This is a genomic window from Streptomyces sp. NPDC045022, assembly GCF_056432605.1.
Genome location: NZ_JBWKIR010000001.1, coordinates 267,963 through 281,221, shown reverse-complemented (window position 1 = coordinate 281,221; position 13,259 = coordinate 267,963). Strand labels below are relative to the sequence as shown.

At 70.6% G+C, this 13,259-nt stretch carries 10 protein-coding genes and 2 pseudogenes; 2 read left to right on the top strand and 10 right to left on the bottom strand.

Going from position 1 to position 13,259, the window contains the following annotated elements:
* Nucleotides 1–41 precede the first annotated feature (41 nt).
* The 8 genes from AC07C1_RS01295 to dnaK all read right to left on the bottom strand — a co-directional run bounded on the left by AC07C1_RS01295 (nt 42) and on the right by dnaK (nt 9,160).
* The gene (locus tag AC07C1_RS01295) at nt 42–1,796 is read right to left on the bottom strand and encodes an FAD-dependent oxidoreductase (protein WP_478936112.1); all 1,755 of its coding nucleotides are present in this window, start codon (nt 1,794–1,796) and stop codon (nt 42–44) included.
* Nucleotides 1,796–2,059 (bottom strand): UBP-type zinc finger domain-containing protein, encoded by a 264-nt coding sequence (locus AC07C1_RS01290; protein WP_478936111.1) that lies wholly within the window; start codon nt 2,057–2,059, stop codon nt 1,796–1,798. Before AC07C1_RS01290 ends, AC07C1_RS01295 begins: the two co-directional genes overlap by 1 nt.
* Nucleotides 2,060–2,186: 127 nt before the next feature.
* Nucleotides 2,187–2,645 (bottom strand): thioredoxin, encoded by a 459-nt coding sequence (gene trxA / locus AC07C1_RS01285; RefSeq protein WP_478936109.1) that lies wholly within the window; start codon nt 2,643–2,645, stop codon nt 2,187–2,189.
* Nucleotides 2,642–5,281, bottom strand: a complete 2,640-nt coding sequence (gene clpB / locus AC07C1_RS01280; RefSeq protein WP_478936108.1) for an ATP-dependent chaperone ClpB — start codon at nt 5,279–5,281, stop codon at nt 2,642–2,644. Before clpB ends, trxA begins: the two co-directional genes overlap by 4 nt.
* Entirely contained in the window at nt 5,272–5,679 is a 408-nt protein-coding gene (locus AC07C1_RS01275) for a chaperone modulator CbpM (protein ID WP_478936107.1), read from the bottom strand. Before AC07C1_RS01275 ends, clpB begins: the two co-directional genes overlap by 10 nt.
* Nucleotides 5,676–6,629: a DnaJ C-terminal domain-containing protein gene (locus tag AC07C1_RS01270; RefSeq protein WP_478936106.1), complete on the bottom strand. Its 954-nt coding sequence runs from the start codon at nt 6,627–6,629 to the stop codon at nt 5,676–5,678. Before AC07C1_RS01270 ends, AC07C1_RS01275 begins: the two co-directional genes overlap by 4 nt.
* A gap of 6 nt (nt 6,630–6,635) precedes the next feature.
* Nucleotides 6,636–7,247, bottom strand: a complete 612-nt coding sequence (locus AC07C1_RS01265; protein ID WP_478936104.1) for a nucleotide exchange factor GrpE — start codon at nt 7,245–7,247, stop codon at nt 6,636–6,638.
* 8 nt (nt 7,248–7,255) lie between these two features.
* On the bottom strand, nt 7,256–9,160 hold the full coding sequence (gene dnaK / locus AC07C1_RS01260; protein WP_478936103.1) for a molecular chaperone DnaK: 1,905 nt from the start codon (nt 9,158–9,160) through the stop codon (nt 7,256–7,258).
* 343 nt (nt 9,161–9,503) lie between these two features.
* Here dnaK and AC07C1_RS01255 point away from each other — a divergent pair, with 343 nt between their 5' ends.
* Nucleotides 9,504–11,285 (top strand): PucR family transcriptional regulator, encoded by a 1,782-nt coding sequence (locus tag AC07C1_RS01255; RefSeq protein WP_478936101.1) that lies wholly within the window; start codon nt 9,504–9,506, stop codon nt 11,283–11,285.
* A gap of 172 nt (nt 11,286–11,457) precedes the next feature.
* A pseudogene (locus AC07C1_RS01250) lies at nt 11,458–11,728 on the top strand (transposase); the annotation flags it as partial.
* 187 nt (nt 11,729–11,915) lie between these two features.
* Here the strand turns inward: AC07C1_RS01250 and AC07C1_RS01245 are convergent.
* The gene (locus AC07C1_RS01245) at nt 11,916–12,206 is read right to left on the bottom strand and encodes a hypothetical protein (RefSeq protein WP_478936099.1); all 291 of its coding nucleotides are present in this window, start codon (nt 12,204–12,206) and stop codon (nt 11,916–11,918) included.
* 503 nt (nt 12,207–12,709) lie between these two features.
* Nucleotides 12,710–13,059 (bottom strand): annotated as a pseudogene (locus AC07C1_RS01240) (RpiB/LacA/LacB family sugar-phosphate isomerase); the annotation flags it as partial.
* Between the last annotated feature and the right edge of the window lie 200 nt (nt 13,060–13,259).

Here is a 13,259-nt window from a genome sequence, read left to right as displayed (position 1 = left end):
TGTGGGGGTCGGGCCGCCTACGGGGTCCTTCAGAGGGAGGGTCAACGCCAGGACACGGACTGGCCCGCCACCGGCCGAGGCCCCTCAGGGCCCGCGGTGCGGACCAGGTTGCCCGCCCTTTCCCGGTGCTCGTGCACGAGGCGGATCGCCATGGCACCCTCACCGGCCGCCGAGGCCACCCGTTTGACCGAGCCGCTCCTGACGTCGCCGGCGGCGAAGACCCCGGGAAGGGTGGTCTCCAGCAGCAACGGACCACGGCCGAGCGAGTCCCACCGGGTCGCGTCGGCCGCCGCCTGGGCGTCGGCGCCGGTGAGGACGAAGCCCTTCTCGTCCAGGGCCAGCACGCCCCTGAGCCAATCCGTGCGCGGCCGGGCCCCGATGAACACGAACAGCGCCGCGGCCCGCAGCTCGCGGCGCTGACCGCTTGCGTTGTCCTCCACGGTCAGCGACTCCAGCTTCTCCTCCCCGGAGACGCCCCGGACTTCGGTGTGGAGCAGTACCTCGATCTTCGGGTGCCGTTCCACCTGGTCCACCAGGTAGCGCGACATGTCCGCGTTGAGGTCGCCGCCCCGGACGAGGAGGTGGACCCTGGACGCGTGGTTCGCGAGGAACAGCGCCGCCTGCCCGGCGGAGTTCCCACCGCCGACCACGGCGACCGGATCCGCCTGGCAGAGACTGGCCTCATGTACCGTCGCCGCGTAGTAGACGCTGATGCCCTCCAGACGGTCGATGCCGGGCACCTCGAGCCTGCGGTACCACACGCCCGAGGCGAGCACCACGGCGGCCGCCCGCGCCCGGGACCCGTCCGTGAAGGTGACCACGTACTCGTCGTCCTGCGGGGTGAGCCCGCTGACCTGGGCCGGCACCGTGAGGCGAGCACCGAACTTGTGGGCCTGGAGCACCGCGCGTTCGATGAGCTCGCCCCCGGAGATGCCCGACGGGAAGCCAAGGTAGTTCTCGATGCGAGACGAGGTTCCGGCCTGGCCTCCGGTGGCCACGGCGTCGACGGTGACCGTGGTGAGGCCGTCGGAGGCACCGTACACGGCGGCGGCGAGTCCCGCGGGGCCCGCACCGACCACCATCACGTCGCACCGCCCGGCCTCCGGCGAGGGGGCGGGCAGCCCGATGAGCCGGGCGAGTTCGGCGTTGCTCGGATTGCGCAGCACCCGCTCGCCCTTCCAGAGGACCACCGGAGTCTCCTCGGGACGGATGGAGAACCGGCGCAGCAGCGCCTCGGCCTCCTTGTCCTTCTCCAGATCCAACCAGCGGTGGGGCAGCCGGTTGCGGGCGGCGAACTCACGCAGCCGCAGCGTGTCCGGTGAATAGCAGGACCCCAGGATCCGGAAGCCGGCGCCGAGGCCGATGAGCAGATACCGGCGGCCCAGGTAAGCGCGGAGGATGAGGTCGCCAAGGACGGGGTCGCGGCCCACCAGGGCGCGTTGCCGCTCCACCGGTACGGCCAGGATCTCGCCCGCCTCGCGCACCACGGCGGTGTCGAACGCCGCCTCGCCCTCCAGCAGCCCGAGTTCACCCAGGAACCTGCCGGGGCCGTGCACCGCCACCGTGCGCTCCTCGGGGCCGCCGTAATCCTGGAGGATCTCGACGGTCCCGCTGAGGATCGCCAGGAACTCCCGGAACGGCTCGCCCTCGCGGTACAGCACCTCGTCCTCGGCGGTCCTGCGGCGCTCACCGTGCGCTGCCAGGTCCTCGAGCTGTTCCGGTGTCAGGCGCGGGAACGCCCCGTACCGGTCCGGTGTCTCGCGGGCCGCACCATGCTTGTGCTCGGCCGTGCTCATCAGACCAGGGCCTCGTGGACGTAGCACCAGCGCCAGTCCTCTCCCGGCTGGAAGGACTGCACGACGGGGTGACCGACGCTGCCCGCGTGCCGCCTGGCGTGCTTGAGGGGCGAGGAGTCGCAGCAGCCGACGTGCCCGCAGGAGAGGCAGAGCCGCAGGTGCACCCACGGGGAATGCTCCCTGAGGCACTCCTCGCAGCCCTCCGGGGTACGCGGCGTCACTGGGCGCACCATCGCCAGGTGCGGGTCGGGAATCGTGGCCATGAGGGTTCTCCCTCCGTGGACGGGACTGCTCAGCCGGCCATGACCTGGAACCGCTGCGCGAGGGCGGCACCGGTCGATGTCGGGGCTGCGGTTTCGTGCGGCTCCCGCGGTGGCCGGTCCATCGTGTTCACCCTCCCGCAGTGGTCTGCCGGCCCGCCATCGCCTGCTCGACCCACGAGCGCAGGACGTGTGCGGGTGCCGCGCCGGCCTGCCGGGCGACCGTCTCGCCCCGGTCCAGGACGAGCAGGCTCGGCACCGCCTGCACCTCGAACCGCCGGCTGAGCCGTGGGTTCTTGTCGACGTCGACCTTGACGAGCTTGATCCGCCCGGCGAGGTCGCGGGCGACCTGTTCCAGGGCGGGGCTGACCATGCGGCAGGGGCCGCACCAGGTGGCCCAGAGGTCGACGACGACGGGCACAGTGGCCTGCTCGACGACCTCGGCGAAGTCGTCGTCGCCCGCGTCGACGATCCAGGGCAGGAACTGCTTGCAGTGGCCGCATGTGGGGCGTCCCTCTGCGGCCACGGGAATCCGGTTGGCGCGCCCGCAGTTCGGGCAGGTCACCGTCGTCGTCCGGGTGGTGTTCACGCCGCCCTCACCTCCCGGGCCCCCGCCTGCTGGTCGTAGGTCACCACCAGCTCTCCGTGCTCGGCGTCGACGCGGACCGTCGCGCCGTCCTGGACGTCGCCGCGCAGCAGGGCGCGCCCGACCAGTGTCTCGACCTCGTGGGAGATGTAACGCCGCAGCGGCCGGGCCCCGTACACCGGGTCGTAGCCCTGGTGGGCGATCAACTCCCGGGCTGCCTCTGTGAGTTCGACGGTGATGCGGCGTTCGGCGAGCCGCTGTCGCAGCTCGTCGAACTGCAGCTCCACGATCCGCTCGATCTGCCGCTCACCGAGCGGCTTGAACAGCACGATGTCATCGACGCGGTTGAGGAACTCCGGGCGGAAGTGCCCGCGCAGCTCGCCCATCACCAGGGTGCGGGCGTCCGGCTTGATCTCACCCTCGGCGGTGGCGCCGTCGAGGAGGTACTCGGAGCCGATGTTGGACGTCATGATGATCACGGTGTTGCGGAAGTCGACCGTGCGGCCCTGGGAGTCGGTGATGCGGCCGTCGTCGAGGACCTGCAGCAGGGTGTTGAAGACATCGGTGTGCGCCTTCTCGACCTCGTCGAACAGCACGACCGAGTACGGCTTGCGGCGTACGGCCTCGGTGAGCTGGCCGCCTTCCTCGTAGCCGACGTATCCGGGCGGTGCGCCCATGAGCCGGCTGACGGTGTGCCGCTCCTGGTACTCACTCATGTCGAGGCGGACCATGTTCTCCTCGGAGTCGAACAGGGCCCGGGCGAGGGTCTTGGCCAGCTCGGTCTTCCCGACGCCGGTGGGGCCGAGGAAGACGAACGAGCCGATGGGGCGGCGTGGGTCGCGGATGCCGGAGCGGGCGCGGATGATGGCGTCGGCGACGAGCTTGACGGCCTCGTCCTGGCCGATGACGCGCTCGCGCAGGATCTCGTCGAGGCGCAGCAGCTTCTCGCGTTCGCCCTCCTGGAGGCGGGCGACGGGGACGCCGGTCCAGGCGGCGACGATCTCGGCGATCTCCTCCTCGGTGACGACCTCGCGCAGCAGCCGGTCCTGCCCTTGTTTGGCGGCCAGTTGCTCCTCCTCCGCGGCGAGTCGGCGCTCCAGGTCCCGGAGGCGGCCGTAGCGGAGTTCGGCGGCGCGGTTGAGGTCGTAGGCGCGTTCGGCCTCCTCCGCATCGTGGCGGACCTGCTCCAGTTCCTGGCGCAGTTCCTGCACGCGGCGGATCGCCTGCCGTTCGGCCTCCCACTGGGCGTGTTTGGCGTCGGCCTCGCCGCGCAGGTCTGCCAGTTCCCTGCGCAGTTCCTCCAGGCGGGTTCTGCTGGCGGGGTCGGTCTCCTTGGACAGGGCCGCCTCCTCGATCTCCAGGCGGGTGACGCGGCGGGTGATCTCGTCGAGTTCGGCGGGCATCGAGTCGATCTCGGTACGCAGCCGGGCGCACGCCTCGTCGACGAGGTCGATGGCCTTGTCGGGCAGGAACCGGTCGGTGATGTAGCGGTGGCTGAGGGTGGCCGCGGAGACCAGCGCGGTGTCCTGGATCTTCACGCCGTGGAAGACCTCCAGGCGTTCGCGCAGTCCGCGCAGGATGGAGATGGTGTCCTCCACGCTCGGCTCGTCGACCAGGACCTGCTGGAAGCGGCGTTCGAGGGCGGCGTCCTTCTCGATGTGCTTACGGTACTCGTCGAGGGTGGTCGCGCCGATCATGTGGAGTTCGCCGCGGGCGAGCATCGGCTTGAGCATGTTGCCCGCGTCCATGGCCCCTTCGGCGGCGCCCGCCCCTACGACGGTGTGCAGTTCGTCGACGAAGAGCAGGATGCGCCCCTGTGCCGCCTTGACCTCGCTGAGCACGGCCTTGAGGCGTTCCTCGAACTCACCGCGGTACTTGGCGCCGGCGACCAGGGAGCCCATGTCGAGGGCGAACACGACCTTGTCGCGGAGTCCTTCGGGCACGTCGCCGCGGACGATGCGCTGGGCGAGACCCTCGACGATGGCGGTCTTGCCGACGCCGGGGTCACCGATGAGGACGGGGTTGTTCTTGGTCTTCCGGCTGAGGATCTGGGTGACGCGGCGGATCTCCGCATCACGGCCGATGACGGGGTCCAGCCGCCCGGACCGGGCCTCGAGGACCAGGTCGCGGCCGTACTTCTCCAGGGCCTCGTAGGCCACTTCGGGGTTGGCGGAGGTGACGCGCTGGTTGCCGCGGACCTGGGTGAGCGCGCTCAGGAACGACTCCCGGGTCACCCCGTGCTCCTTGAGCAGCCGTCCGGCGGCGGTCGCCGAGCCCTCCTCGGCCAGGGCGAGCAGGAGGTGCTCCACGGACACGTACTCGTCCTTGAGGCGTTTGGCCTCCCGTTCGGCGGCATCGAGCAGGCGGGACAGGCGCTGAGTGACGAAGACCTGGCCGGGGGCCGCGCCGGGGCCGGTGACCTTCGGGCGGCGGGAGAGTTCCTCGCGCACGGCCGCGCGCACTTCCTTGGGCTCGGTGCCCGCCTGTTGCAGCAACCGCGGGATCAGACCGTCCTCCTGATCGAGAAGTGCGAGCAGCAGGTGTTCCCCGTCGACCTCGGTCTGCCCCATGCGGACGGCCGCGGTCTGGGCCTCCTGGAGGGCTTCCTGGGACTTCTGGGTGAGACGGTTCATGTCCATGGGGGTGTTTCACTCCTCGTGCCGCGGCCTCGCAGGGCGGCTTCGAGCAGGCTGATGCGATCGAGCAGGTCGAGCACCAGGCCGATGGATGCGTAGTTGAGGCAGAGTCCGGAGCGCAGCCGCTGGATGCGGGCGAGAACCGCCGGGGCCGTGGGGTCGAACACCAGCTGTCCCGCGGTGTCGCGTTCGGCGTCGACCAGGCCGAGGGCGACGAACCGGCGGATCAGATCGGGGTGGAGGCCCGAGCGACGGGCCACGCCGGCCAGGGAGAGCCTGGGGACGGGCACGAGCGCGTACCGGACGGCCGTCGAGGCGGTGACGTCGGCGCCCGTGCGTACCGGACGGGCGCCCACGTCGGCCCGGCCGGTGCCTGCCGCTCCCGCGGGTCGGTCGTTCATCGCGTCCTCCTGGGGTCGAACGAGGAGGTGGCGGCGAGCTCCTCGAACAGTTCGCGTTCTCGGTCGCTGAGGGTGGGCGGCACCATGACGCGGAGCTCGGCGTACAGGTCGCCGTTCGCGCCGCGCGGGTTCGGCATGCCCTCGCCGCGCAGCCGCAGCCGCCGGCCGCTGGACGAGCCCGCGGGCACCGTGACCTTGGCCGTACCACCGCCGGGGGTGGGCACCGGCACGGTCGCACCCAGGGCCGCCTCCCAGGGGGCGACCGGAACCTGGACGTGCACGTCGCGGCCGTCCAACCGGAACCGGGGGTGGGGCTGGACACACACCCGCAGGTACAGGTCGCCCGCGGGGGCCTCGCCACTGCCCCGGCCGCCCTCGCCCGCCAGCCGGATGCGCTGCCCGTCGGTGACGCCCGGCGGCACGTCGACCTCGTACCGCCGCGGCTGCCCGGTGGGACCGGCGAGCGTGACGGTGCGACGGCCACCTCGGTACGCCTCCTCGACGGTGAGCGGCAGTTCGGCCTCCTGGTCCGCTCCGGGGACACCGCCCGGGGTGGCGCCGCCCCGGAACATGGAACCGAACAGGTCCTCGATGTCGATGCCCTCCGCTCCGAAACCGTCGCCGAAGCCGGTGGTGTACCGGCCACGGGGGCCGCCCGCGCCCGCGGTCCTCCGAGCGCGGAAGCCGCCGCCCGCTCCGGCCGCGACCCGTTCGTCGAAGTCCTCGGGGATCTGGCGGAAGTCCTCGCCGAAGCGGTCGTAACGGGCCCGGGTCTTCGGGTCCGACAGGACGCTGTACGCCTCGTTGAGGTCCTTGAAGCGTTCCTCCGCATCCGGGTCCTTGTTGACGTCGGGGTGGTACTTGCGGGCGAGCTTGCGATATGCCTGCTGGATCTCGTCCTGGCTCGCGGTCCGCGACACGCCCAGCACCTCGTAGAAGTCCCGTGCCATGACCGGTCACTCCCGCTTCGCGACCGTCACGGCGGCGGGCCTGAGCTGCCGTTCGCCGTCCCCGTAGCCCGGGCGCAGCACCTCGACGACGGTGCCCGGTGGGGCGTCGGGGTCCTGGACGACGCCGACCACCTCGTGTCGGGCCGGGTCGAAGGCGACGCCGGTCTCCGCATGCCGCGGGTAGCCGAGCAGTTCGAGGACGTTCACCGCCTGGTCGCGGACCGCCCGAACGCCCTCCACGATCGCGTCGGGTTCGGCGCCGGCATGGGTCAGGGCGAGTTCGAGGTTGTCGAGGACGGGTAGGAAGGCGGCGGCCGTACGGGAACGCTCGACCGTCCGTTCCCGCTCCAGTTCCCTGGCGTGGCGCTTGCGCAGGTTGTCGAGGTCGGCGAGCGCGCGCCGCCAGCGGTCCTCCAGTTCCTGGAGCGCGGTCGTGTACTCGTCCTCGGCAGGCGCGGGACCGGCGGCGTCGGGTCCCGGTTCGTCGTCCGCCGCTTGCGGCCGGGACGGCGGACCCGGTTGCGGCAGGTCCCCGCGAGGAGGGCGTACGGCGCCTTCCGGGACCGGTTCGACCGGATCCGACGCGGCCCGGTCGGATTCCTGGGGGTGGCTGGGCATGGCGCGCCTCAGTCCTTGTCGAACTCGGCGTCGATGACATCGTCGTCACCGCCACCGCCACCGCCGCTCGTGGGACCACCGGTGGCGGTGTCCTGGCCGGGGCCGCCCGTGGCGGCGGCGCCCTGATGGGCCACCAGCCCGGCGAGCACCTGCTGGAGTTCGGAGGTCAGGGGCCGTACACGCTCCACGCCCGCCTCTTCCTTGACCGCCGCCCGGGCGTCGGACACGAGCATCTCGGCGCGTGCCTTCTCGTGCGCGGGCGCCGCGTCGCCCAGTTCTGCGAGGCGTTTCTCGACCTGGTACGCGACGGCGTCCAGCTCGTTGCGTGCGTCGACGGCCTCGCGGAGTGCCTGGTCCTGGCCCTGGTTGCGCTCGGCCTCCTGGACCATGCGTTCGACCTCGCTGCGGTCGAGGTTGGAGCTCTCGCTGATGGTGATGCCCTGTTCCTTGCCGGTGTCCTTGTCACGGGCCCTGACGTTGAGGATGCCGTTGGCGTCGATGTCGAAGGTGACCTCGATCTGTGGTTCGCCCCGCGGCGCCGGCCGGATGTCGGTGAGCTGGAACCGGCCGAGCACCCGGTTGTCGGCGGCCAGCTCGCGCTCGCCCTGGAGGACCACCACATCGACGGCCGGCTGGTTGTCCTCGGCGGTGGAGAAGGTCTCGCTGCGGCGCACCGGGATGGTGGTGTTCCGCTCGATGATCTTCGTCATCACTCCGCCGCGCGTCTCCACGCCCAGCGACAGCGGGGTGACGTCGAGCAGCAGGACGTCCTTGACCTCGCCCTTGAGCACCCCGGCCTGGATCGCGGCGCCCAGGGCCACGACCTCGTCGGGGTTGACGCTCATGTTGGGTTCCTTGCCGCCGGTCAGCCGGCGGACCAGGGCCTGGACCGCCGGGATACGGGTGGAGCCGCCTACGAGGATGACCTCGTCGATGTCGCTCTCGCCGACCTTGGCGTCGGCCATCGCCTGCTGGACCGGTCCCAGGCAACGCTCCACCAGGTCGCCGGTGATCTGCTCGAACGTGGACCGCATGATCGAGTCGGTGAGGTGCTTGGGGCCGGCAGCGTCGGCGGTGATGAACGGCAGGCTGACCTGCGTCTGCGTCACCGAACTCAGCTCGGTCTTGGCTTTCTCCGCCGCCTCGAACAGTCGTTGCAGTGCCTGCGGGTCGTTGCGCAGATCGATGCCGTTCTCCTTCTGGAAGTCGTCCGCGAGGTAGTCGACCAGGCGGCGGTCGAAGTCGTCACCGCCCAGGTGGCTGTCGCCGGCGGTGGAGCGCACCTCCACCACGCCGTCGCCGACGTCGAGGATGCTCACGTCGAAGGTGCCGCCACCCAGGTCGAAGACGAGGACGGTCTCGTGCTGCTTCTTGTCCATGCCGTACGCGAGGGCGGCCGCCGTCGGCTCGTTGATGATCCGCAGCACCTCCAGTCCCGCGATCCGTCCGGCGTCCTTGGTGGCGGTGCGCTGAGCGTCGTTGAAGTAGGCGGGTACCGTGATGACCGCCTCCGTGACCCGTTCCCCCAGCTGCTTGGAGGCGTCGGCGGCGAGTTTGCGCAGCACCTGTGCGCTGATCTCCTCAGGCGCGTACAGCTTGTCGCGCACCTTGAAGCGGGCCGCCCCGCCGTCGCCCTCGACGACGTCGTACGTCACCGCTCTGGCCTCGTCGGAGATCTCGTCGAAGTGCCGGCCGATGAACCGCTTGGCCGAATAGATGGTGCCCTTCGGGTTGAGGATCGCCTGGCGCCGGGCCAGCTGGCCCACCAGGCGCTCGCCGGTGTCGGTGAAGGCCACCACGGACGGGGTCGTGCGGTTGCCCTCGCTGTTGGGCACGACGGACGGCTCGCCGCCCTCCCACACGGCGATCACCGAGTTGGTGGTGCCCAGGTCGATGCCCACTGCCTTGGCCATGAGGGACTCCTCCCGGTCCGGCAGCCTGCGCCGACTCTCCGGATCACGTTCGTTCAGGTACGGGTGGGACTCCGCCGGTGGTCTGCAGCGCGCCCGTCAGGACACCGGGGAACGCACCGCTCGCCGCCCTTTCCTGCCGGTGCGCACGGAGGGTCTCGAACACTCCCCAGGGTGGCGAGCCGAGTGGCTCCACGCCTGCGCCTGGCGAGTCAGAAAAGTACGGGCCCGGTCGCCCCACGAGTACGAGAGGAAGAATCCGAACATCTCGGATGAGCCGGCCGCGAGCGGGGTACCCGGGACACCGCTCGCCTCCCTGAGGGCTCGGGAGATACGGAGTGATCCCATGGCCGGCAGCTGGGTGCACGACCTGTACCGGCGCCGCTCCGACCGGGAGGGCAGCCTTCCGCGGGGCGACGCCGGGCGACACCCCATTGCCACGCGGAGAGGGCCCCGCCCACCCGCTCCAGCCCCGGCCGACCATGCCCTGCGCGAACTGATGGTGCTCTGCCGCGCCCTGTTCGACACCCCGGACGAGGGCGAGATCCTGCGCCTGGCCATGGACCACGTAGCCGCCGCAGGGCCATACCGCGCCGAGGCCGGATACCTCACGGCGGACGGCGACCTGGTACCCAGCCCGAGGAACGGGCAGATCCATGCCTCGGCCGTGGACCGGAGGGTGCGGGAGCTGGCCGGACAGGACGGCCCTGTGACCGTACCCGGCAGGCCCTGGGGCCGGGCCCTGGGGCTGCGTGGACGTGGGACACTCCACGGTTACCTCGTGGTGACGTCCCGCTCCCGGCCCACCGAGGCCGAGCGATCCCTGCTTGCCACGCTCGTCCGGCACACCGCCGCTGCTCTGTCCGTCGCCTTCGCACACGGCCGAGAACGCGAGGACACGCTGGAGCTGCACCGGCTGAGGGAGGAACGCACAGCCCTCCAGCGGCAACTGATCTCCGTCGCGGCTGAGCTGGGGTACCAGCGGGCCGTTCACGCGCTCATGGCCGACGTCGCTACCTCGGGCGGCAGCGAGGAAGCCGTCACCCGCGCACTGAATGGGCTCACCGGGCTCCCCGCGCTGGTCGAGGACCGCTTCGGTCGGCTGAGGTCCTGGACCGGCCCCAGCCGCCCCGACCCCTATCCGGAACCGGACCCCGTGCGCCAGGACGAAATGCTGCACGCCGTCGCCCGGGAGGTCGGACCGGTGCGGATAAAGGACCGGCTGATCACCCTGGTCCGCCCGCAGGGCGAGATCCTGGGCGTGCTGGCGCTGGTCGATGCCCGGGGCGAGGCCGACGAGCACACCGTGCTCGCGCTGGAACACGCCGCCACGTCACTCGCCCTGGAACTGGCGCACCTGCGTAATCTGGCCGAAGTGGAGCTGAGGCTGCACCGCGAGCTGGTCGACGACCTCCTGGCGGGGACGGACGAGGCGAGCGCCTACGCCCGGTCCGAGGCAGTCGGACACGACCTGCACCGCAGCCACTACGTCGTCGTGGTGCAGTGGTCGAATCGGACCGCGGACGATTCCTTCGCGCAGACCGTGGGCCGGGCGGCCGCTGCCGTGGGCATGCGTTCGCTGCTGACCCGACGTTCCGACCACGTGGTCCTGGTAGCCGACGACAGGCCGCACGCCCGCGCGCTGTACGAGGCGCTCGCCCGGGAGACCGGGACACGGTCGGGGACGATCGGGGTGAGCGCCCCTTCCGACTCCCTGGACGACATCCCCCACCGCTACCAGGAGGCGCAGCGCGCCCTCGAAGTGCGCCGCCACTCCCGCGAGCGCTACGGCACGACGTTCTTCGACGAGCTCGGCCTCTACCGCATCCTGGGACCTGGCAACGATTACCGGGCACTGGAGACGTTCGTCGACGAGTGGCTCGGGCAGCTCATCGACTACGACTCCCGGCACCAAGCGGCCATGGTGGAGACCCTGTCCCGGTACTTCGACTGCGGCGGCAACTACGACGAGACCGCCTCATCCCTCGCGATCCACCGCAGCACGCTGCGCTATCGGCTTCAGCGCATCCGCGACATCAGCGGCAACGACCTCGCGAACGTAGAGGACCGGCTCAGCCTCCAGGTGGCAACCCGAGTGTGGAAGATCATGCTCGGTGGACGCGGCTGATGCTCCACTGGAACCGCCCCGTCGCGCGAAGGTCACCTTCACGTACGGCGGGAGCAGCGACTCGGAAGTCTCCGAGGATCTGTACCGCGACATCAGCGGCAAGCTGTCCGACGGCATCAGCCGGGCATCTCCCTCCGGGTGTCCCGCACCCCGCGCACCTGGCCATGGTCGGTTCTTGGACGACGAGCGGTGCATCGCCCCGTGGCGGGCTGTGTTCGCCGAGCGGCTGGGCCGACTTCCGGTGCCGGTCGAGACACTGCTGCGACTGCTGTATCTCACGCTCGCTACCAGTGCTGTGCCGGGAGGTCGCGGACTCGCTGAGCCGGCGGCGGTTCTGCCGTATTTCCCTGAGTTCCCCTGTGCCGCACCTGACGTTGGTGATCTACATGATGTGCTGCGGCGGCGCGCAGACCGTAGAGCAGCTCGACATCGTGGTGTTCGGGACAGCTCGCGCGAGTGGTCGGGGTGCTGGCCGAGACGGCGGCCGGCACTCGCCGGGCTGCTGGCCGGTCTTCACCTTCGCTGATCGGCCACGCGACTGGCCCGCGCACCGTAAGCGGCCGAAGAAGCCCGCCGCGCGGTAATGGGGGCCACAACGACGCCCGCGTCGCACGAGCTGTGCCGTGGCTGTCAGGGGAGCTGGTCGAGCAGTTCCTGACGGTGTGTGGTGGCCCATGAGCCGAGGTGGATGGGCTCTCGGCCGAGAAGGTCCTCGACCGTGCTCGTGGTGACCGCGGAGTAGTCGAAGCGGCCTTCGTAGGTCTGTCGCGCCCAGATCAGTGTGCTGGCCGCGTACGCGGCGTCCACGTTGGCGGGTGCGGTGTCCAGACCGGAATCGATCATGCGCTGCAGATCGTCCGGGGTCAGGACCAGTGCGGGGATCTCCCGTCCGAAACCCGGCCTCTTGGTCCGGTCACCCACCACGCGACTCCTCTGAGTCGATCAACCCCAGATGTCCGAGTTCAACGCAGCGTAGTCGGCACCAAACCAGCACGGGAGCCCGCACCGCTCCCTCAAATCACCCCGAACTACGCGTCCCGGACGGCGCTCGTTTCCACCACTTTCGAGCCCCTGAACCGCCTTTCCTCAGGCCGGCATGGTGGCTGCGCGCATAGCCGACCACCGAACTATGTTGCTCCACCACATGTGCTCCTGACCTGCATCTTCCTACCGTGTGCCGACACGTACCCGTCCCCACCGCACACGAGGAAGTGGCGCACATGGCCTCCGGAACCACCGCTCCCCCACCCCCCGCCAGCCTCCCCAGAATCGTCGCCGCCAGCCTCATCGGCACCACCATCGAGTGGTACGACAACTCGTCCGCTCGGAGCTAGGACCTGCGGTTTTCTGCAATTCTGGCCACGGAAGCCAGCACGGAACCAGCACCGGGAGTCGACGGTGATGACTAACGCCCCTCAAGGCGCCTTGAGGCCCGGCTCGTAGGTGAGCCGCAGGCTCAGCGCGAGGACGTCGGCGTCGTTCCGGCGGCGCGCGCCGTCCGCCGTGCGGGCGTCGGCGCACAGCACCGCCCGTACGCCCGGGATCTTGTTGGCGGCGATGGCGGCGCCCGTGCCGGTCCAGCAGCACACGACCGCCTGGTCGGACGCGCCCTCGGCCACGTCCCGGGCCGCGGCCTCCGAGCAGGCCGCCCACTGCGCATCGGCCCCGGGCCGCAACGCGCCGTGCTCGCGAACCTCGTGACCGCGCCGCCGCAGCTCCGCCACGAGCAGGCGGGCCACGGGTTCGTCCATGTCGGAGAGAGGGAGATCCGCATGTCTGGGGCCTAACGGCAGAGGGGCGTCGCCATGACCGTATGCGATCGATCGCAAGGCGTTTGTCGGCCATTTTCAACCCACGGCGATCACCGATTAAATTCCGCCAATCTCAAAGGAGTTGATCAGAAATTGGCACAGGCGATCACGCCTTGACCGATTCGGTGGTCCCCATTTAGCGTCACGGCAGACGGGGGCTCGG

Excerpts from the sequence above, each read along its gene's own strand:
- AC07C1_RS01295 (WP_478936112.1), bottom strand. The coding sequence starts at position 1,796 with ATGAGCACGGCCGAGCACAAGCATGGTGCGGCCCGCGAGACACCGGAC.
- AC07C1_RS01290 (WP_478936111.1), bottom strand. The coding sequence starts at position 2,059 with ATGGCCACGATTCCCGACCCGCACCTGGCGATGGTGCGCCCAGTGACG.
- clpB (WP_478936108.1), bottom strand. The coding sequence starts at position 5,281 with ATGGACATGAACCGTCTCACCCAGAAGTCCCAGGAAGCCCTCCAGGAG.
- AC07C1_RS01275 (WP_478936107.1), bottom strand. The coding sequence starts at position 5,679 with ATGAACGACCGACCCGCGGGAGCGGCAGGCACCGGCCGGGCCGACGTG.
- AC07C1_RS01270 (WP_478936106.1), bottom strand. The coding sequence starts at position 6,629 with ATGGCACGGGACTTCTACGAGGTGCTGGGCGTGTCGCGGACCGCGAGC.
- AC07C1_RS01265 (WP_478936104.1), bottom strand. The coding sequence starts at position 7,247 with ATGCCCAGCCACCCCCAGGAATCCGACCGGGCCGCGTCGGATCCGGTC.
- dnaK (WP_478936103.1), bottom strand. The coding sequence starts at position 9,160 with ATGGCCAAGGCAGTGGGCATCGACCTGGGCACCACCAACTCGGTGATC.
- AC07C1_RS01255 (WP_478936101.1), top strand. The coding sequence starts at position 9,504 with ATGGCCGGCAGCTGGGTGCACGACCTGTACCGGCGCCGCTCCGACCGG.